The organism is Moraxella catarrhalis, from assembly GCF_001656295.1.
In the GTDB taxonomy this organism is placed as follows: Bacteria; Pseudomonadota; Gammaproteobacteria; order Pseudomonadales; family Moraxellaceae; genus Moraxella; species Moraxella veridica.
Genome location: NZ_LXHE01000006.1, coordinates 43,828 through 63,440, shown reverse-complemented (window position 1 = coordinate 63,440; position 19,613 = coordinate 43,828). Strand labels below are relative to the sequence as shown.

16 protein-coding genes are annotated in these 19,613 nt (G+C 46.5%); 9 read left to right on the top strand and 7 right to left on the bottom strand.

What is annotated here, in order from left to right:
* Positions 1 to 144: 144 nt before the first annotated feature.
* The gene (gene sstT / locus AO382_RS03495; protein ID WP_064618227.1) at positions 145 to 1,356 is read left to right on the top strand and encodes a serine/threonine transporter SstT; all 1,212 of its coding nucleotides are present in this window, start codon (positions 145 to 147) and stop codon (positions 1,354 to 1,356) included.
* Positions 1,357 to 1,407: 51 nt separating this feature from the next.
* Here the strand turns inward: sstT and AO382_RS03490 are convergent, their stop codons facing one another.
* Positions 1,408 to 2,433 carry a CobW family GTP-binding protein gene (locus AO382_RS03490; RefSeq protein ID WP_064618315.1) on the bottom strand — a complete coding sequence of 342 codons (1,026 nt, stop codon included), beginning with the start codon at positions 2,431 to 2,433 and terminating at the stop codon, positions 1,408 to 1,410.
* Between the two features lie 63 nt (positions 2,434 to 2,496).
* Positions 2,497 to 3,231 carry a two-component system response regulator OmpR gene (gene ompR, locus AO382_RS03485; RefSeq protein WP_064611098.1) on the bottom strand — a complete coding sequence of 245 codons (735 nt, stop codon included), beginning with the start codon at positions 3,229 to 3,231 and terminating at the stop codon, positions 2,497 to 2,499.
* A gap of 265 nt (positions 3,232 to 3,496) precedes the next feature.
* Here ompR and AO382_RS03480 point away from each other — a divergent pair, with 265 nt between their 5' ends.
* Positions 3,497 to 5,863 (top strand): helix-hairpin-helix domain-containing protein, encoded by a 2,367-nt coding sequence (locus AO382_RS03480; RefSeq protein WP_064618225.1) that lies wholly within the window; start codon positions 3,497 to 3,499, stop codon positions 5,861 to 5,863.
* Between the two features lie 60 nt (positions 5,864 to 5,923).
* Here AO382_RS03480 and AO382_RS03475 read toward each other — a convergent pair whose 3' ends face one another.
* Together AO382_RS03475 and gltA are read right to left on the bottom strand one after the other, a co-directional pair.
* Positions 5,924 to 6,622, bottom strand: coding sequence for a DUF305 domain-containing protein (locus AO382_RS03475; RefSeq protein ID WP_064618222.1), 699 nt, complete (start codon positions 6,620 to 6,622; stop codon positions 5,924 to 5,926).
* A 207-nt stretch (positions 6,623 to 6,829) separates the two neighbouring features.
* Positions 6,830 to 8,119: a citrate synthase gene (gene gltA, locus AO382_RS03470; RefSeq protein ID WP_064618220.1), complete on the bottom strand. Its 1,290-nt coding sequence runs from the start codon at positions 8,117 to 8,119 to the stop codon at positions 6,830 to 6,832.
* Positions 8,120 to 8,840: 721 nt separating this feature from the next.
* On the opposite strand from gltA, the gene sdhC reads away from it, so the two are divergent.
* The 7 genes from sdhC to lpdA all read left to right on the top strand — a co-directional run bounded on the left by sdhC (position 8,841) and on the right by lpdA (position 18,560).
* The gene (sdhC, locus tag AO382_RS03460; protein WP_078255892.1) at positions 8,841 to 9,230 is read left to right on the top strand and encodes a succinate dehydrogenase, cytochrome b556 subunit; all 390 of its coding nucleotides are present in this window, start codon (positions 8,841 to 8,843) and stop codon (positions 9,228 to 9,230) included.
* Positions 9,231 to 9,247: 17 nt separating this feature from the next.
* Positions 9,248 to 9,583 (top strand): succinate dehydrogenase, hydrophobic membrane anchor protein, encoded by a 336-nt coding sequence (gene sdhD / locus AO382_RS03455; protein ID WP_201030214.1) that lies wholly within the window; start codon positions 9,248 to 9,250, stop codon positions 9,581 to 9,583.
* A gap of 66 nt (positions 9,584 to 9,649) precedes the next feature.
* Positions 9,650 to 11,500 carry a succinate dehydrogenase flavoprotein subunit gene (gene sdhA / locus AO382_RS03450; RefSeq protein WP_064610862.1) on the top strand — a complete coding sequence of 617 codons (1,851 nt, stop codon included), beginning with the start codon at positions 9,650 to 9,652 and terminating at the stop codon, positions 11,498 to 11,500.
* 65 nt (positions 11,501 to 11,565) lie between these two features.
* On the top strand, positions 11,566 to 12,276 hold the full coding sequence (locus AO382_RS03445) for a succinate dehydrogenase iron-sulfur subunit (protein ID WP_064610861.1): 711 nt from the start codon (positions 11,566 to 11,568) through the stop codon (positions 12,274 to 12,276).
* Between the two features lie 572 nt (positions 12,277 to 12,848).
* Complete coding sequence (locus tag AO382_RS03435) at positions 12,849 to 15,695, top strand: 2-oxoglutarate dehydrogenase E1 component (protein WP_064618215.1); 2,847 nt, start codon at positions 12,849 to 12,851, stop codon at positions 15,693 to 15,695.
* Between the two features lie 95 nt (positions 15,696 to 15,790).
* Entirely contained in the window at positions 15,791 to 17,023 is a 1,233-nt protein-coding gene (gene odhB, locus AO382_RS03430; protein WP_064618213.1) for a 2-oxoglutarate dehydrogenase complex dihydrolipoyllysine-residue succinyltransferase, read from the top strand.
* Between the two features lie 88 nt (positions 17,024 to 17,111).
* A complete protein-coding gene (lpdA, locus tag AO382_RS03425; RefSeq protein WP_064618211.1) occupies positions 17,112 to 18,560 on the top strand; it encodes a dihydrolipoyl dehydrogenase in 1,449 nt (482 codons plus the stop codon).
* A gap of 50 nt (positions 18,561 to 18,610) precedes the next feature.
* On the opposite strand, the gene AO382_RS03420 is transcribed toward lpdA, so the two are convergent.
* The 3 genes from AO382_RS03420 to AO382_RS03415 form a co-directional block, all read right to left on the bottom strand.
* Complete coding sequence (locus tag AO382_RS03420) at positions 18,611 to 19,108, bottom strand: hypothetical protein (RefSeq protein WP_064618209.1); 498 nt, start codon at positions 19,106 to 19,108, stop codon at positions 18,611 to 18,613.
* A gap of 28 nt (positions 19,109 to 19,136) precedes the next feature.
* A complete protein-coding gene (locus AO382_RS10655; protein ID WP_154806255.1) occupies positions 19,137 to 19,280 on the bottom strand; it encodes a hypothetical protein in 144 nt (47 codons plus the stop codon).
* Between the two features lie 99 nt (positions 19,281 to 19,379).
* On the bottom strand, positions 19,380 to 19,613 hold the full coding sequence (locus AO382_RS03415; RefSeq protein WP_064610856.1) for a YheV family putative metal-binding protein: 234 nt from the start codon (positions 19,611 to 19,613) through the stop codon (positions 19,380 to 19,382).

Here is a 19,613-nt window from a genome sequence, read left to right as displayed (position 1 = left end):
AAACAGTTGATCAATGCATTTTTTGTGTGACAGATTTGATCCTCTTGATACTCAACCAAAACTAAGCCATCTGGATTATACCATCATTCCTTGGGCTCTTAGACAGATCACCGTGAACGGATTCTTATCATTTTAGGAGTGATTATGCGTTCGATTGTAGATGCTTATTTGCGTCTGGGTTTGGTGCCGCTGATTGTGCTGGCGCTGGTGATCGGGACGATTATTGGGGTAGTTGCCCCATCTTTTGGCTTAAGTTTGGGTATTTTGGGCTCAATTTTTGTGGGTGCGCTTAAGGCGGTTGCACCAGTGCTGGTATTTGTGCTGGTGCTGGCAGCTGTCTCAAATCAGCGTATCGGTGCAGACAGCCGTATCAAGCCGATCATTTTTCTTTATTTGGTCGGCACCTTTTCGGCAGCTTTAGTGGCTGTGGGCGCAAGTTTTATGTTCCCAACAGAATTGGTCTTAAACAATATCGAAAGCGTTGAGCAAGCAGCACCCCAAAGCCTGCGTGAAGTTTTGACCAATTTGCTCATGAATTTGGTTGCCAACCCTGTGGCATCACTTGCCAATGCCAATTATATGGGGATCTTAACTTGGGCGGTGCTGATTGGTCTTGCCCTTCGCCATGTGACGGAGACCACTTTGCGTGTGGTGTCAGATCTGGGCACAGCAGTGACCAGTGTGGTCAAATGGATCATCGCTTTGGCGCCTTTTGGTATTTTAGGCTTGGTGGCGTCGACTATCGCAGAAACTGGCGTGCAAGCACTGGTGGGCTATGCGCGACTATTGGCGGTACTGGTCGGCTCGATGCTGTTCATTGCTTTGGTGATGAACCCGATCATCGTTGCAGCGATGACTCGCAAAAACCCTTATCCTTTGGTCTTTACCTGCTTGCGTGAGTCTGGTGTGACGGCATTTTTCACGCGGTCATCGGCAGCGAATATCCCTGTGAATATGAACCTTGCGCGCAAATTGGGTCTGAGCGAAGATACATATTCTGTGAGTATTCCACTGGGTGCGACGATCAATATGGCGGGCGCTGCGATCACCATCAATGTCTTGACTTTGGCGGCGGCGCACACTTTAGGGATTGAGGTTAGCTTTGGTGCGGCGGTGCTGTTGGCGATTGTCGGCAGCTTGTCGGCATGTGGCGCTTCTGGTGTGGCGGGCGGCTCGCTTTTATTGATTCCTTTGGCGTGTAATTTATTTAACATTCCAAATGATGTCGCCATGCAGGTGGTTGCCATCGGCTTCATCATCGGCGTTGTCCAAGACTCTGCCGAAACGGCGCTTAATTCATCCACTGATGTACTATTCACAGCAGCGGCAGATCCAAAATACGCCCACTACGGCTAATACTCTTGCCAATGCTCAAAATGCCTTGCTGGTGCAAGGCATTTTTTTTCATTATTGAGCTGTGTAATCCATAGTTTGCACCAGATTCATTAGCTCATCATCCCAAGCCTGCCAGTCATCGTCTTTGGCGTCTTTTGCATCAAATATCAGCTCAATCTTACTATCATCTCGGGCGGTGGTATCTGTGATGCTGATGCTTTCGGGTGTGATATTGATCAAAAGCCAGCCTTCTAAAGTATGCACCACCCCTTTGATGCGTAAATAATTTGGGCGAGATAGCAGCCATTTTTGTAGATGATAGCTGTCAAATTGCCACGTGCTAGGCAGTCGCCAGCCGCCCACTTGATGCCCTGCCATCTGCTCATGATACCGATAGGGTAACTCATTTGGCCCTTTGATCATTTCGTCAGCAGTTTGAGTCATCGCCGAATTTGGTGCCCTTAAAGAGATGCGCTGAGTCGCTTTTTGAGCGTCGTGTGGTGTGGATAATAACATGCCAGCAGTATCTTGGCTTAAAGGCGCTTCATCGATGATGACAGCCCGTTCATTGATGCTTGTGATCCATGCTCTCAAAGCTTGCTGCTCATGATCTGAAAGAGCATCATGGCGATTGATAAATACAATATCAGCGTGGCGCACATGGGCAATGTAGCCATCATGAGTGCGATATTTTTCTTGTTGCCATTGAGGCGCGCTCAGCACACAGATGACCGCATTGAGCCTAAGTGTCGTTTGCCAGTGCGGTTCTGACAGCTGATCTAGCAGCTCATCAGGATGTGCAAGTCCCGTCGGCTCAATAATCAGGCGATCAGGATGATGCTCATGAATGAGCCTGACAAGTGCCACCTGCAAGGGTAGCTGACCTGTGCAGCAGATGCAGCCGCCATTGACTTCCTTGATGGCGATGTCATCACCAGTCACCAGAGCGCCATCTATGCCTATTTTTCCAAATTCATTAATCAGCAATGCCCATTTTTGATGAGATTTGTGAGCAATTAGGGCATTGATGAGCGTGGTTTTGCCAGCACCAAGAAAGCCTGTGACAAGCGTGGTTGGGATTTGGCGAATCGGTATCATGATGACTTGACTTATCAAAATAAAAATGGGACAAAACTGCCCCATTATAGCATAGGTTTACGATCAGCCTTCAGCACCATCTGGCACAAATACATAGCCCACACCCCAAACGGTCTGGATATAGCGAGCCTGAGACGGGTTGTCTTCGATCAATCTGCGCAGGCGTGATACCTGAACATCAATAGAGCGCTCCATCGCCCCCCACTCACGACCACGCGCAAGATTCATCAGCTTATCACGCGTCAACGGCTCTCTTGGATGCTGAACCAATGCTTTTAGAACGCTGAACTCACCAGTGGTCAAGGTAACGACATTGCCATCACGCTTAAGCGTGCGTGTGGATAAATCTAGCGTCCAAGGTCCAAACTCAACCACTTCCAATTGTTGGCTTGGGGCGCCTGGTAGCTCTCTGTTTTGGCGACGCAGTACCGCTTTGATGCGCGCAAGCAGCTCTTTTGGGTTAAAAGGCTTTGGCAAATAATCATCTGCGCCTGCTTCAAGCCCCGCGATACGATCGGCATCGGAGCCTTTGGCGGTGAGCATGATGATGGGAATGCCTGAATTTTCTGCACGCAGGCGCTGACAAATCGCGATGCCATCTTCATCAGGAAGCATCAAATCCAAAACGATCAATGAAAACATCTCGCGCGCGATCAGCTTATCCATCTGCTTGCCATCGTGCGCGACACGCACCACATAGCCGTCATCTTCCAAAAAGCGCTGCAACAGCGTGCGCAGCCGAGCATCGTCATCCACCACCAAAATACGGTGCGTCATCGTGTCTAAAGTTTCTGTCATATCATCTTTCCTTATCGTTATATACCCACTTTGTCAAGTCGGCTTGATACTCTTAGTGTACAATATTGCACAGCAAAATGTCACTAGTTTTATGTTAATTTTCTTTGAGAGCAAGTCAAAACTGCCTTAAAGTTTTGGTAGTATTTTTAAAGGATATTTCAAAGATTATTGGCAGACTTTGAGCGCTAGGCTTTGGTATTTTGAGCGAAAGTTGGTATAATAGGCGAAACATTTCCTGCCAATCGGCGCCATTGAAAGAATCTTTATGACCAACTCAACGACTGATACCGATATTCAAATCGACCATCAAGCCATCTATGCCAAATTGGCTGCAACGCATGCCATCAAAAGTGCGCAGGTTGAAGCGTTTGCTAGACTTTATGATGAAGGAGCAAGCGTGCCTTTTATTGCTCGCTATCGCAAAGAGCACACGGGCGGCTTGGATGATGAGATTTTGCGCGGACTTGAAAAATCGCTCATCGCCGAGCGAGATTTGGCAGCGCGTCGCCAAAAAATCCTAGGGCTGTTGGCTGCTCAAAATGTCCTGACTGATGAGCTTGGCGAGCGTGTGAATGCTGCCTCAACCAAGCTTGAACTTGAAGAGATTTATCAGCCCTATCGCCCGCGTCGCCGCTCTGTCGCTGCGCGCGCAAAATTGGCAGGGCTTGAGCCGATCGCGCATGCGGTTTTGGCAGGTCAAAACCCAGCAGCAGCGCTCGAGGGCTATGTGCCACCTGAGACGCTCACTGATGATAAAGGCGAAACGTTTGAGGCTGATTTTGGCGATCTTGATAAACAAATCAATGGCATTCAGGCGATTATTTTGGATGAATGGGCGACAGCGCTAGACTTATTAGATAAGGTGCGCACTGGATTTAATGCCACTGCAAGCATTCGCTCTGAGCTAATCGGCGAAGAAAAGCGCGAAGCAGGCGAGAAATTTAAAGATTATTTTGAGCACACCGAACCATTTGCCAAGCTGTCAAACCATCGCCTGCTTGCCATGCTGCGTGGGCGCCAGCAAAATGTGCTTGTGCTGCATGTTGATGGCGAAGATGAGCCATTTGTTGAGATGATCATGCGTCATTTTGAGATCGACCCAAAAGCTGCCAATGGCGAATTTTTGGCTGATACCGCCAAAAAACTTTGGCTCGTCAAATGGCGTTCACAGATTGAGCATCGACTGCTGACCGAGCGTCGCTTGGCAGCGGAGGCGGATGCCATCGCCGTTTTTGCAGAGAATCTTAAGCATCTGCTGATGGTCGCTCCAACGGGTCGAAAGGTGATTTTGGGGGTGGATCCAGGCTATAGTCATGGCGTCAAGATGGCAGTGATTGATGGCATGGGCGAAGTGTTGGCAGCCGACACGGTCTATCCTTTCAAGCCGCATAATAAACTGGACGAAGCCAAAGCCAGCATTGAGGCGCTGATTCAGGCGCATCAGGTTGAGTTGGTAGCCATCGGCAACGGCACCGCCAGCCGCGAAAGCGAGGAGCTGGTCAAGTCAATCATTCGCGAAGCTTCGCTTCCTGCTAAGGCGCTGGTGGTGTCAGAAGCAGGCGCGTCGGTTTATTCAGCCAGTGAGATCGCCTCCCAAGAGCTGCCTGATTTGGATGTGTCGGTGCGCGGCGCTGTGTCGATTGCACGTCGTTTACAAGATCCATTATCAGAATTGGTCAAAGTTGAGCCAAAAGCGATCGGTGTCGGTCAGTATCAACATGATGTCAATCAAACCGAGCTTGAAAGCAGCCTAGATAAAGTCACCGAAGACTGCGTCAATGCGGTAGGGGTGGATGTCAATACAGCAAGCCCAGCGATCTTGGCGCACATCTCAGGGCTTAATAAAAATGTTGCCCAACAAATTGTTGAGTATCGCCGCGCACATGGCGCTTTCACTAACCGTGAAGAGCTAAAAAATGTACCACGCTTGGGCGTCAAAACTTTTGAGCAAGCAGCAGGGTTTTTGCGCATCAAGGACGGCGACGAGCCACTGGATGCCACTGGCGTCCACCCAGAGAGTTATGGATTGGTGTATGAAATTTTAACTAAGCATGGTAAATCACTAGATGAGGTATTGGGCAATGAGAGCTTGACCAAAGCACTTAATGACAGCTCGGATAATTTTAGCCAATTGGCAACAGTTTTGAACGAGCTTGCCAAGCCTGCACACGATCCTCGCGGAGAGTTTCGTACGGCTAAGTTCCGTGATGATGTTAATGAAATCAAAGACTTAAAAGTAGGCATGACCCTTGAGGGTGTCGTGACCAATGTGACCGCCTTTGGCTGTTTTGTGGATGTGGGCGTGCATCAAGATGGCTTAGTGCATATCTCTGAGCTGTCCGATGGTTTTGTGACCAACCCTGCTGATGTTGTTAAGCCTCAAGATATTGTTACAGTTCGGGTTATTTCGGTAGATGAAGTGCGTGGGCGTATTGGCTTTAGTATGAAATCTGAAAAATCTGCCAAAGCTAATCAGTCAGCCAAGGCGGATAAAGCAGACAAATCGGCAAATCATAAGCCCAAAGCAGATCGCAAACCTGCTCGCCAAGACAAGCCAAAATCTACCGCCAAACCTGCCAAAACGATGGGCAGCTTTGGTGCGCTGTTACAGCAGGCAGGATTGGGTAAATAATTCGCTCATCTGACTTGCCAAGCCCATCAAGCGTGATTGCTTGATGGGTTTTTTGTTTGATTATTGGCTGATACCACGACTGCCGAGCCACTGTTTCATCAGTGCAATCTCTGGGTTTTGGGCGTCGATGATGTCTTGGGCAAGGTTTTTGATTTGGTCATCTTGACCGTATTTGAGCTGGATTTTTGCCATCTCGACTGCCCCTTGATGATGCGGAATCATCCCTTGGGCAAAGGCGATGTCAGCATCTTCGTGATGTACCCCTGTCATCATCGCATCATGTATACTCATGTCGCTAAGATAGGCTTTGGCGTGCTCGCTATTGGCATCGATGGCATCTTTATCTTGGGCGGTGGTCAGCCAATTTTGCATAAATTCAATCTCGGTTTGTTGTGTATCGATGATGTCTTGGGCAAGCTTACGCATGGCGGCATCTTTGCCGTATTTTAGCTCGATCTGTGCCATCTGTATCGCCCCTTGGTGATGCGGGATCATCCCTTCAACGAAAGCGACATCGGCATGAGCTTTGGTGGCAGCTGCCATCATCGCATCGTGCATGGTGTTCATCGACTGCATGTACTCGCTGGTGTGTGCAGCCATCGGCATGCTGGTATCGTGATGGGCGTGTGCTGCGTGCTGCGTCTCTTGTGCATTTTGTGTGCTTAGTGCAGCTGTTTGCTCGGTGCCAGCGGTGGGCTGACTACAAGCACTCAAGGCAGTAGCAAAAGCGATGGCAAGCAGAGATTTGTTGATGATCATGTCAGGCTCCTTGGTGGTGATTGATCGTATTATTATAAACCCATGCTTTTGGGTAGGACCAGTGTTTGTGTGTAATACTTTCTTGCTAGGATTTACACTCTGGCGATTTGGTCAGTATGGTGCTAGGGATGATGATATCTATAACACAAAAAATTTCCCCAAGCGATCACTTGGGGAAATTTTTATAGTAAATCCGTATGAAGCGGATTATTTACGTTTGTCCACAGGTACGAACTCACGATGCGTCTCGCCAGTATAACGCTGACGTGGACGACCGATTTTGAATGGCTCTGAGTGCATCTCGGTCCAGTGGCTGATCCAGCCAGCAGTACGCGCCAAAGCAAAGATTACGGTAAACATTGATGTTGGGATACCGATTGCTTTTAGGATGATGCCTGAGTAGAAGTCAACGTTTGGATAGAGTTTACGCTCAACAAAATACGGATCTTCTAGAGCGATCTTTTCAAGCTTCATCGCAAGCTCTAGCTTAGGATCATTGATACCCAAAGCGCCTAGAACTTCATCACAAGTTTCTTTCATGACCTTGGCACGTGGATCGAAGTTGCGATAGACGCGGTGACCAAAGCCCATCAATTTAACTTCTTTACGCTTAACCTTTTCCATGAACTCTTCGACATGCTCAACAGAGCCGATTTCGTCAAGCATCTCAAGAACAGCTTCGTTAGCGCCGCCGTGTGATGGACCCCAAAGAGCGACGATACCTGCTGCGATACATGCGTATGGGTTGGCACCTGTTGAGCCAGCCAGACGTACAGTAGAGGTTGAGGCGTTTTGTTCGTGATCAGCGTGAAGTGTGAAGATCTTATCCATCGCTTTGACTAGCACAGGATCGACTTTATAATCTGGCTCGCCTGGTGTTGCAAACATCATGTATAGGAAGTTTTCAGCGTAGCTGAAATCTTTACGTGGATACATGAATGGTTCGCCGATTGAGTATTTGTAGCTCATAGCAGCTAGAGTAGGTACTTTTGCGATCAAATCAACGGCAGTATTATCACGATGCTGAGGATCAGAGATATCTAGGTGGTTGTGATAGAATGCTGACAGCGCACCCACCACGCCAACCATGATTGCCATTGGGTGAGCGTCACGGCGGAAGCCTTCAAAGAATTTGCGCAATTGGTCATGTACTGACATGTGGTCAGAAACACGCTCATAGAAAGCTTCTTTTTGCTCAGCGGTTGGTAGCTCGCCATAAAGTAGAGCATAGCAGACTTCTAAGTATTCAGCATTTGAAGCCAAGTCGTCAATGGCATAGCCGCGATGCAAAAGCTCGCCTTTTTCACCATCAATATAAGTAATGGCAGATTCTACTGGCGCAGTCGCCATAAAGCCAGGATCATAAGTCCATAAACCTGCTTTAGCAACAGCACTGATGTCCAATACTGGACGACCCAAAGTGCTCTCCAGCACTGGCATTTCGTATTCGGTACCGTCAACGGTAAGAGTAACTTTCTTTGACATAATTGACCTCATCTATGGTTAAAATCATCTGAAAACCTTGCATTGTACATGACAACAGTCACCATACTTCCTTGTGGGTGCCAGCGATGCACCATACAATCAGACGAATAATTTCACACAAATTGGCTAAGCCTTCAGCCTAAATCGTGCGGCATCCTTGTTTTGTTATACATTCGCATCTGCGCACAGACACGCTCAACAGTGAGCCTTTTGGATAATACAAAAACTTTGACAAAGTTACAAGCCTTTTTCACATCAATAGCAAAATTTAGTGAACATCCACCCACTGGCTCAACTTTGATTTTAGGGGCAATCAGCTTGCTTGGCAAGCAGTTTTCAAAGCCTGACACTGTTTGTAACAATTAATTCACGCATTTGTGGGGTATTTTTTGGAGAAATTTCGGAAATTTTGTACAAAGTTTGGGATTTTGTTTGTAATTATTGAACAAGCGTTTTATAATTTATATTATTTATGTGTGCATTTTTCTAAACGATAATCAATGACAGTTATCAAAAATTTAGCGGTTGTTCAGTTTGGCAGCCTGCAAAAGATTTGATAAGTGCCTATCATAATGAAATTTTGCAATTTTTTTTGTGGTGCTCGCTGATCTCATCACTGTATGAGTCGTGAGTATTCATTGGGCGGCGCTTGATTGATAGATATTGACCGCCCAAGGGTACTGACAAGCCGGCCAGCTACTCCTTGCCATTTTTCGGCTTAAATTAGATAAGGATGCCCGCTGTGAAAAGCAACCGACCGATTAACCTACCGTTAAGCCAAGTCATCGCTGTGAACTCAAAGTCACCGATCGCTATGGCTTCTATTTTGCATCGTATCTCTGGTATCGTCCTTTTTGTGCTCGTGCCGGTGATGCTGTATATTCTTCAGACTTCTTTGTCGTCAGCTGAAGGTTTTGCGGCTGTATTTGATAATATGGCGCTACGCTTTGTGGCGTGGATCTTTGTCGCAGCGACCGGATACCACTTTGTGATGGGTGTGAAGCATTTACTTGCTGACGCTGGTATGAATGAAGAGCTCAACTCTGGGCGTACCGCTGCGGTGATTAGCTTTGTAATCGCGGCTGTGCTGATTGTCGCATCGTTTGTATGGGTGATGTTCTAATGAGAAATAATTCTGGTATTAAAAGTGCGACTGGCTTGACTGGTTCAGGTTCACGAGATTGGATTTTACAGCGTATCAGTGCGGTTGTCTTAGCAGTTTATAGCGTTGTTATGGTGGGTTTTTTCCTATTCAATGATGTCAATTTTGAAACATGGCAAGGCTTTATGCTAAGTTTACCAATGAAGCTATTTAGCTTGGTGGCGATTTTATCATTGGTATTTCACGCATGGGTGGGCATGTGGACGGTTTTGACGGATTATGTCAAATCATCAGGTCTGCGTTTGGTCATCCAATCTTTGGTGATTATCGCTATTTTGGTATATCTATTCTGGGGTGTGATGATTTTTTGGTAATTGACCAAAATTTGTGGCATTAGCCACCCACAGCATGAACACCAAGTGAAATAATTAGGAACTAACATGGCAACAAACCAAGATAACACAATTAATAATATCCCAACGCTAAACTTTGACGCAGTCATCGTTGGCGGTGGCGGCTCAGGCATGCGCGCATCTTTGCAATTGGTCAATGGCGGTATGAAAGTCGCTGTCATCACCAAAGTATTCCCAACGCGCTCGCATACCGTTGCTGCTCAAGGCGGTATCGGTGCGTCATTGGGTAATATGAGCAACGATAACTGGCATTTTCACTTTTATGATACCGTAAAAGGCTCTGACTGGCTTGGCGACCAAGATGCCATTGAATATATGTGCCGTGAAGCACCAAAAGTCGTCTATGAGCTTGAGCACATGGGTATGCCCTTTGACCGTAACGCAGATGGCACAATTTATCAGCGTCCATTTGGTGGTCACAGCTCAAATTATGGTGAAAAACCTGTGCCTCGTGCGTGTGCCGCTGCTGACCGTACAGGTCATGCGCTACTACACACGCTGTACCAAAAAAATCTTGAAAAAGGCACACAGTTTTTTGTGGAGTGGATTGCGCTTGACTTGATCAAAGATGACGAAGGCAACATCAACGGTGTCATTGCTTTAGAACAAGAAACAGGCAATATCTCAGTATTCCAAGCGCGCACAACCGTCTTGGCAACTGGTGGTGCAGGTCGTATCTTCAAAGCATCTACCAACGCCTATATCAATACAGGTGACGGCTTGGGCATGGCGGTACGCGCTGGCATTCCTTTGCAGGACATGGAGTTTTGGCAATTCCACCCAACTGGCGTAGCAGGAGCTGGCGTTCTATTGACCGAAGGCTGCCGTGGTGAAGGTGCGATTTTGCGTAATAAGCATGGCGAAGCCTTCATGGAGCGCTACGCCCCGACACTTAAAGACTTGGCACCGCGTGACTTCGTGTCTCGCTCTATGGACCAAGAAATCAAAGAAGGTCGCGGCTGCGGTCCAAATGGCGATTATATCGTCATGGACATGACGCACTTAGGCGCTGCAACTTTGATGAAGCGCTTGCCGTCAGTGTTTGAGATTAGCAAAAACTTTGGTAACGTAGACATCACCAAAGAGCCAGTACCGGTTGTGCCTACCATTCACTATATGATGGGCGGTATCCCAACCAACATCCACGGTCAAGTCACTGTACCAAATCTAGAAGGTCCAGTTGATGAGCAAGGTTTATATACCGAAGGTCGTATCGTCAAAGGTCTTTATGCCATCGGTGAATGTGCGTGCGTCTCTGTGCATGGCGCCAACCGTTTGGGCACAAACTCGCTGCTTGACTTGGTTGTGTTTGGTCGTGCAGCAGGTCAGCACATCATTGATGATTTTGCGCAAGCAGACCACAGCTACAAGCCGTTGAACCCACGCGTGCTAGACTTTACCATGTCTCGCCTAAATAAACTACAAGACTCAACCGAAGGCTACAATGCGCAAGAAATTGGCGATGAAATTCGTCAAATCATGCAAGATCACGCTGGTGTATTCCGTACCCAAGAGCTGATGGATAAAGGTGTTGAGCGTATTTTGGCACTTGAGCCAAAAATCAACCAAATCCACTTGGCGGATAAATCACAAGTGTTTAATACCGCGCGTATCGAAGCGCTAGAAGTCGCCAATTTATACGAAGTGGCAAAAGCGACAATGATCTCTGCTTCACTTCGTCACGAGTGCCGCGGTGCGCACATGGTTGTTGATTATGAACATCCAGCAGATTATGAGCCCGCGCCACTTGGTCGTAACGACAGCGAATGGATGAAGCACACGCTTTGGTATTCAGAAGGCAATAAAGTGGTGTATAAGCCAGTTCGCAAGCAGCCACTGACGGTTGAATATTGCGTACCACGCGTTCGTACTTTCTAATAGATTAGCCTAATTAGGCGGGTTGGCGTGTTGCTAACCCAACCAACAATTACTGGAGAAAAATAATGAGTCGAGGCACCCGTATCGTAGAGATCTATCGCTACGACCCAGACAAAGATAAAGCCCCTTATATGCAGTCATACGAAGTTGAGCTGCTTGATTCTGATCGTATGTTGCTAGATGTGCTACTTCGCCTTAAGCGCCAAGATGAAACACTGACTTTCCGTCGCTCATGCCGTGAGGGTATCTGTGGTTCTGATGGTATGAACATTAATGGTAAAAATGGCTTGGCGTGCTTGATCAACATGAACACTTTGCCAAATAAAATTACCATTCGCCCATTGCCAGGCTTGCCTGTGATCAAGGACTTGGTTGTGGACATGAACCAATTTTATGAGCAATACGAAAAAGTACACCCATACTTGATCAACAATCAGCCTGCGCCACCAAAAGAGCGTCTTCAGTCTCCTGAAGAGCGCGAAAAAATGAACGGTCTTTATGAGTGCATTCTTTGTGCGTGCTGTTCAACGGCTTGCCCATCATTTTGGTGGAATCCAGATAAATTCTTGGGTCCTTCAGCGCTATTGAACGGCTACCGCTTTATCATTGATAGCCGTGATACCGATACTCAAGCACGCCTAGCACGCTTAGACGACCCATTTAGCTTATTCCGCTGCCGTGGTATCATGAACTGTGTGAGCGTCTGCCCTAAAGGTCTAAACCCAACTAAGGCAATCGGTCATATCCGTAATATGCTATTGGATCAAGCAGGCTAATTGAGCATTTGATCTGACTGCCGCATCTGATCACTGATTGGGTGCGGCTTTTTTTTATGTGCCAAAATAGTAATTATATAAACGGTGGTCAAATCAATGTCATTGCCACTTTTAGGCGCACGCCTTGAGCCGTTGTTTGATAAATAAGTGTATTCATCGATGCGGTAAGCGCGGTAGATGATACAGCTGAGTGATATTTGGTCTGTCAAAGCACAGATATAAAAAAATCAGGTGAATGATTGGCAAGATGCGTTGCGTAAATTGAGGTAAAGAAAGGATTGGTAACTATATCAAATTTTATAATAAATTATGCCAAAAAACTATAATAGAGCACATTTGTACCACAAAAAATAAGGGTTTTGATTTCTGACACAAAAGTGTAAGATTCATTTGTATCTTTACTAAGATAATTGTGCCCCAACGCGGCATCTCGCCCTTGTTATCTTTAACCAAATGGCGTACACTATACGGGAGTATGCGTCAATTTTTGATGCGAATTGACAGCCGTCGCCGTCGGTAAAGATCGACGACATGGCAGACCCAACTTTTACTAATAAAATGGCGAAAGACGAATGACAAACAGTAAAGATACGGTGGCTTTTTCAAACACCGAGTTGGCAGCAGACAGTGCAGCCTATGTCGAAGCGCTGTATGAACAATATATGGCAGACAGCCAAAGCGTGAGCGAGGAGTGGCAAAAGTACTTTGAAACTTATCGCCAAGACACTGATGCGCCGCACAATGCGATCAAAGAGCAGTTTTTATTGTTGGCGCGCAATCAGGCAGCTGCGGGCCAAGCAGGTCCATCAAGCGATTGCAACCCTAAACAAATGGCAGTTCAAGCCTTGATTTCTGCCTATCGCCGCCGCGGTCACCGTAAGGCGAATCTTGATCCCTTAGGACTGCATCCACGTCCAGAAGTTGAAGATTTGACTTTGGAATTCCACGGACTTTCGGAGTTGGATTTGGACACCGTATTTCCAACCAATGATTTGGCAATCGGTAAATCTGAAGCTAAGCTTCGTGAAATCATTGAGATCTTAGAGCGTGTGTATTGCCAAAGCATTGGTTATGAATATATGCATGTTTTTCAAGCGGCTGAAAAGCGTTGGATCGAAAATTATATCGAATCAAATCACGGTCACATCAAGTTTAGTAAAGACAAAAAATTAGAAATCTTAGAGCGTCTGACAGCTGCTGAAGGTTTAGAAAAATACTTAGCACGTAAGTACACAGGCGTTAAGCGCTTCGGTCTAGAAGGCGGCGAAAGCTTCATTCCTGCAGTTCATGAAATCGTACAGCGCGCGGGCGGTCAAGGCTCAAAAGAAGTCGTTATCGGCATGGCGCACCGCGGACGCTTAAACCTATTGGTGAACATTTTGGGTAAAAACCCAGGTGATTTGTTTGATGAATTTGATGGCAAGGTTCAGCCTGTCAATGGCTCAGGGGACGTCAAATATCACAACGGCTTTTCTTCAAACGTGATGACACCAGGCGGTGAGATGCACTTGGCATTGGCATTTAACCCGTCGCATCTTGAGATCGTCTCTCCAGTACTTCAAGGTTCGGTGCGCGCACGTCAAGCACGCCGTTCTGAAAAATACGGCTTAGAAATTGATAATAGCACTGTGCTACCTTTGGTGGTGCATGGAGATGCTGCACTGGCAGGTCAAGGTGTGAACCAAGAGACTTTCCAGATGTCTCAAACACGCGCCTATAAGACTGGCGGCACGGTTCATATTGTCATCAATAACCAAGTCGGCTTTACCACTTCTCGTATTGAAGATGCGCGCTCGACAGAATATTGTACCGATGTCGCCAAAATGGTTCATGCGCCAATTTTGCACGTCAATGGCGACGATCCTGAAGCAGTGGTATTCGCTTCTCAATTGGCTGTCGATTATCGCCGTGAATTTGGCAAAGATGTCATGCTTGATATTTTCTGCTATCGCCGTAATGGTCATAACGAATCTGATGAACCATCTGCCACGCAGCCACTGATGTATGCAGTCATCAAAAAACTACCGACCACACGCGCCCAGTATGTTGAGCAATTGGTTCAAGAGGGCATCATCACCCATGAGCATGGTGCCAAGCTTGAAGATGACTATCGTGAATCACTTGATCGTGGCGAGTTTGTTGCAGGCGGTTTGGTCAGTGAGCCGAACACTGAGCTGTTCGTTGATTGGAAGCCTTATTTGGGTCACGATCTAGAAGACGACTGGGAAACGGGTGTCGATATCGAAAAGCTCAAATCCTATGGTCGCACGATGGCAAAAATCCCTGAAGGATTTACTCTACAGCGTCAAGTGGCGAAAGTTGTTGAGCAGCGTTTGGCGATGCAAACTGGCGAAGAGCCGCTGAACTGGGGCGCTGCTGAGACTTTGGCTTATGCCAGTCTTGCTGCTGAAGGCTCATTGGTGCGTATCACTGGTGAGGACGTCGGGCGTGGTACATTCTCGCATCGTCATTCAGAGCTGTATAATATGAATGATGGCAGCATGTATATCCCCTTGCAGCACATCACCGAAGATCAAGCTCGCTTTGCTACTTATAACTCACTACTATCAGAGGAAGCAGTACTTGCTTTTGAATATGGCTATGCCACCACAGTGCCGAACGCATTGATTATTTGGGAAGCGCAGTTTGGTGACTTTGTGAACGGTGCACAGGTGGTGATCGATCAGTTTATTTCATCTGGCGAAACCAAATGGCAGCGTGTCTGTGGTTTGACGATGTTATTGCCACATGGGTTTGAGGGTCAAGGTCCTGAGCACTCATCAGCGCGTTTGGAGCGTTTCTTGCAGCTGTGTGCTGAGGATAATATGCAGGTCATTACGCCAACAACGCCAGCACAGATTTTCCATGCCTTACGCCGTCAGGTCGTACGCCCAATCCGTAAGCCATTGATCGTGATGTCGCCTAAGAGCTTGCTCAGACATCCGCTTGCGACTTCTAATTTAGAAGAATTGGCATCAGGCAAATTTGAAACTGTCTTGCCTGAAATTGACTCAATCAATCATGAGCAGGTTACACGCTTAGTGCTTTGTGGTGGTAAAGTGTATTATGATTTGCTCGATCAGCGCCGCAAACTTGGTCAAGAGCATATCGCCATTGTTCGTATTGAGCAGCTGTATCCGTTGCCTGAAGAACGCATCTTGGCTGAGATTGACAAGTATCCAAACCTAGAAGAAATCATGTGGGCGCAAGAAGAGCCGCTGAATCAAGGCGCTTGGTATTACTTGGCACCTGAGCTGTTCCGCATGGTGGTACCTGCACCGACGAAGGCAAAAATCATTACGCCTTCGGCGCGTCCTGCCGCTGCTGCACCTGCGACAGGCTCACCAAAACTGCACGCCGAACAACAAAAAGCTTTGATTGCTGAAGCATTGGGCGTGACAGTCGAAGCCTTGAAGTAATATTCATTAGCCAAAGTGCTGCGCGCGTTTTGGCTAATACTATTTAGTATTTTAAAATAACACATTTTTGATTTATAAACTTGAAGGAGTTTATTATGGCTGAAATTAAAGCCCCCGTATTTCCAGAATCAGTACAAGATGGTACGATCGTTGAATGGCATGTTGCTGAAGGTGAAGCCGTTAGCCGTGATCAACTTTTGGCTGAAGTTGAAACTGACAAAGTGGTTCTTGAAATCGTAGCACCAGATGATGGCGTGATTACCAGTATCGTTAAGAATGTCGATGATACCGTATTATCAGCAGAAGTGGTTGCGATTTTTGAGGCAGGTGCATCAGCAGGCGAAGCACCATCAAAAGATGGTGAGCTGTCAAAAGACGAAGCTGATAAAGGTACGACCATTGATCCAGCATCGGTTGCAGCACCAGTACAACCAAAAGATGAATCAGCAACATCAGAAGCTGAATATAAAGATCAAAGCCCAGCAGTCAGAAAAGCCGCTAAAGAAACAGGTGTCAACCCTGCTGACGTTCAAGGTTCAGGTCGTGGCGGCCGTGTGACCAAGTCTGACATGGTCAATCCAACCTTAAAATCTGATAACGGTCAAGTGATTGCCACAGCTGTTGGTCAGCGCATCGAAAAACGCGAACCAATGACTCGTCTGCGTAAGCGTATCGCTGAGCGTCTACTGTCAGCCACTCAAGAAACTGCCATGTTAACAACGTTTAACGAAGTTAATATGAAGCCTTTGATGGACTTGCGTGCTAAGTACAAAGATCGTTTTGAAAAACGTCATGGCGTAAAACTTGGTTTCATGTCACTATTTGTTAAAGCAGCTACCGAAGCCTTGAAACGCTTCCCAGCAGTGAATGCATCGATTGATGGCAGCGACATCATCTATCATGGTTATTATGATGTGGGTGTGGCAGTATCATCAGATCGTGGCTTAGTTGTTCCAGTACTACGTGATACAGATCGTATGAGCATGGCAGATGTTGAAGCTGGGATCCGTGATTATGCGACAAAAGCTCGCGAAGGCAAGCTGAGCATCGAAGAGATGACAGGCGGTACATTCACCATCACTAACGGTGGCGTATTCGGCTCATTACTTTCAACGCCGATCATTAACCCACCACAAACTGCTATCTTAGGTATGCACGCAATCAATGAGCGTCCAATGGCAGTTGATGGCGAAGTGGTTATCCTACCGATGATGTATGTGGCGCTGTCTTATGACCACCGCTTGATCGATGGTAAAGAAGCGGTTCAATTCCTAGTGACAATTAAGGAATTGATCGAAGATCCATCAATGCTATTACTTGACCTATAAGGTTTAACAGATGGTTTTTGCAAAGGATTGTTGGATGAGCTCTGACAATTCTTTGTGCGTTTTTAAAATTTAGAAAAAAGAGAAGATGATGAAAAATTCGTATGATTTGGTTGTAATTGGCGGCGGTCCAGGTGGCTATGAAGCAGCAATTCGCGGCGCTCAATTGGGGTTTAGCGTTGCCTGTATCGAAAAGCGTGTGCACAAAGGTGAGCCTGCGCTTGGTGGTACTTGTTTGAACGTTGGCTGCATCCCATCAAAGGCATTGCTTGACAGTTCGCATCGCTATGAAGCTACCAAGCATGAATTGGCTGATCATGGCATCACCACAGGTGAAGTGGATATCGACATCGCCAAAATGCTTGAGCGTAAAGACAGCATTGTCAAAGGTCTGACCCAAGGCGTGGCAGGTCTTTTGAAAGGTAACGGTGTGGATTGGCTACAAGGCTGGGGCACATTGGTTGATGGTAAAGGCGCCGAAAAGCAAGTCAAATTCACACCGCTTGAAGGTGATGAAGCCACCATCACTGCCAAATATGTCATCCTAGCGGCAGGCTCTGTGCCTATCGAAATCCCCGTTGCTAAGACTGATGGCGAATACATCGTCGATTCAACAGGCGCACTAGAATTCAGCGAAGTACCAAAGCGTCTGGGTGTGATCGGTGCTGGTGTGATCGGTCTTGAGCTTGGTTCGGTATGGCGTCGATTGGGTGCAGAAGTTGTAGTTTATGAAGCCTTGCCAGAATTCTTGGCAGCAGCTGATAAAGACATCTCAAAAGAAGCAGCCAAACTGCTTAAAAAACAAGGCTTAGATATCCGTGTAGATACCAAAGTTACCAATGCCGAAGTGGTCAATGGTGAAGTGGTAGTGACTACTGATGTCAAAGGCGAAACCCAAACAGATACCTTTGATAAGCTGATCGTTTGTGTGGGTCGCCGTGCTTATAGCGAAAAATTGTTGGCAGAAGGCTGTGGTATTGAGCTGACTGAGCGTGGCTTGGTAGCGGTCGATGATCAATGCAAAACCAATCTAGACGGCGTTTATGCCATCGGCGACTTGGTGCGTGGTCCTATGCTTGCTCATAAAGCCATGGAAGAGGGCATGATGGCTGTTGAGCGTATTCATGGCGAAAAAGCTCAAGTCAATTATGACACCATCATCAGTGTTATCTATACTCACCCAGAGATTGCATGGGTGGGTCTGACTGAGCAGGCAGCCACCGAGCAAGGCTATGAGGTGAAAACTGGTTCGTTCAGCCTGTCAGCCAATGGTCGCGCGCTAGCGCAGGGCGAAGGCGTGGGTCTGATCAAGGTAGTGGCTGATGCCAAGACTGATCGCTTGCTTGGTATGCATGCAGTCTGTGTTGGCGCAGGCGACATCGTTCACCAAGGCATGATCGCGATGGAATTTGTTTCGAGCATCGAAGATCTGCAGCTGATGACATTCGCACACCCAACCGTGTCTGAAGCGGTGCATGAAGCGGCATTGTCTGCTGATGGTCGTGCGATCCATGCGATTCAGCGTAAGAAGCGTAAGTAATTAATGATTAATAAAAAAAACCGAGCTATGTGGCTCGGTTTTTTATTGATTTAGAAATTTTTGGCTTCTATCTGGCTTTGTTGAGTGTTTTCGAGTTGTTGCGCCTCTTGACGCATTCTACCAAATTCCTTTGTATAATATTCAACATAAACATTAAAATTACCCATGTGCGGCGATTCCACAACAATAATTTCATTATTAGGTGTCTGAAATTCGGTTTTTCGATCACCAACAAAAGGATCGATTGTGCGAATAATCTTATAGTTATTATTCTTAATATAAGAAACAATTTTATTGTAAGTTGTGTGATTTAAATGATCAGATTCATGAATTTGCATAAATACATAGACCAATTTTTGATCGGTATCAAAGCCAAATTGTGTATGGTTTAAACCTTCTAATTCAAAACCAGATCCGTCATTTTCTAAGAGATACCCACCAGCATAAGATTGATGATGCTCATTAAATTGGTAATTTAGAAGACGTTTTTTAACAGATTCAAAAGTTGAATCTTGCATTTTAAAGCCAAGCACATTTGTGCCAACCATTTTTGGATCATCTTCCGGGTCTAGCGAATTAAAATTTTGTTTGTTTGTTATAAGAAATATTTGATGATCCAGAAATTGCGTTAGGATCACTATTAGTTTTGGCGGCGCTTGTATCAGTGCAAGCGATGGTTAACAGTGATAAAAAACCAATGATTGATACTTTGCTTAGCATAACAGCCTCCTTTCTATGCTATAACTATTAACTTATTAAACATCCAAAGTTGATCAAACATCCCAGTCTTTAAGACTAGGATGTTTTTAGGGTTGAAAACTATTTAAACTTCACCACGCCCACACCATCGGCTTTGGCATTTTGAGCTTGGATGATGGCGGTCTCATCAGGCGTGGGGCGGCGCTCATTGTGCCCACACTCAATGCATTCAATATATTCATCATAGTCAGGCTCAAATACTTGGATTTGGACGATGACATCCATTTTTTTACAAGCTGGGCAGGCTACCCCTGCCAAGAATTGCCGCTTTGGGCGATTGGATTGATAACGCAT

Coding starts and splice junctions, on each gene's coding strand:
- AO382_RS03480 (WP_064618225.1), top strand. CDS start 3,497: ATGACCAACTCAACGACTGATACCGATATTCAAATCGACCATCAAGCC.
- ompR (WP_064611098.1), bottom strand. CDS start 3,231: ATGACAGAAACTTTAGACACGATGACGCACCGTATTTTGGTGGTGGAT.
- sstT (WP_064618227.1), top strand. CDS start 145: ATGCGTTCGATTGTAGATGCTTATTTGCGTCTGGGTTTGGTGCCGCTG.
- AO382_RS10655 (WP_154806255.1), bottom strand. CDS start 19,280: ATGCTAAGCAAAGTATCAATCATTGGTTTTTTATCACTGTTAACCATC.
- AO382_RS03415 (WP_064610856.1), bottom strand. CDS start 19,613: ATGCGTTATCAATCCAATCGCCCAAAGCGGCAATTCTTGGCAGGGGTA.
- odhB (WP_064618213.1), top strand. CDS start 15,791: ATGGCTGAAATTAAAGCCCCCGTATTTCCAGAATCAGTACAAGATGGT.
- AO382_RS03490 (WP_064618315.1), bottom strand. CDS start 2,433: ATGATACCGATTCGCCAAATCCCAACCACGCTTGTCACAGGCTTTCTT.
- AO382_RS03475 (WP_064618222.1), bottom strand. CDS start 6,622: ATGATCATCAACAAATCTCTGCTTGCCATCGCTTTTGCTACTGCCTTG.
- sdhC (WP_078255892.1), top strand. CDS start 8,841: ATGCCCGCTGTGAAAAGCAACCGACCGATTAACCTACCGTTAAGCCAA.
- AO382_RS03420 (WP_064618209.1), bottom strand. CDS start 19,108: ATGGTTGGCACAAATGTGCTTGGCTTTAAAATGCAAGATTCAACTTTT.
- gltA (WP_064618220.1), bottom strand. CDS start 8,119: ATGAGGTCAATTATGTCAAAGAAAGTTACTCTTACCGTTGACGGTACC.
- sdhA (WP_064610862.1), top strand. CDS start 9,650: ATGGCAACAAACCAAGATAACACAATTAATAATATCCCAACGCTAAAC.
- AO382_RS03435 (WP_064618215.1), top strand. CDS start 12,849: ATGACAAACAGTAAAGATACGGTGGCTTTTTCAAACACCGAGTTGGCA.
- AO382_RS03445 (WP_064610861.1), top strand. CDS start 11,566: ATGAGTCGAGGCACCCGTATCGTAGAGATCTATCGCTACGACCCAGAC.
- lpdA (WP_064618211.1), top strand. CDS start 17,112: ATGAAAAATTCGTATGATTTGGTTGTAATTGGCGGCGGTCCAGGTGGC.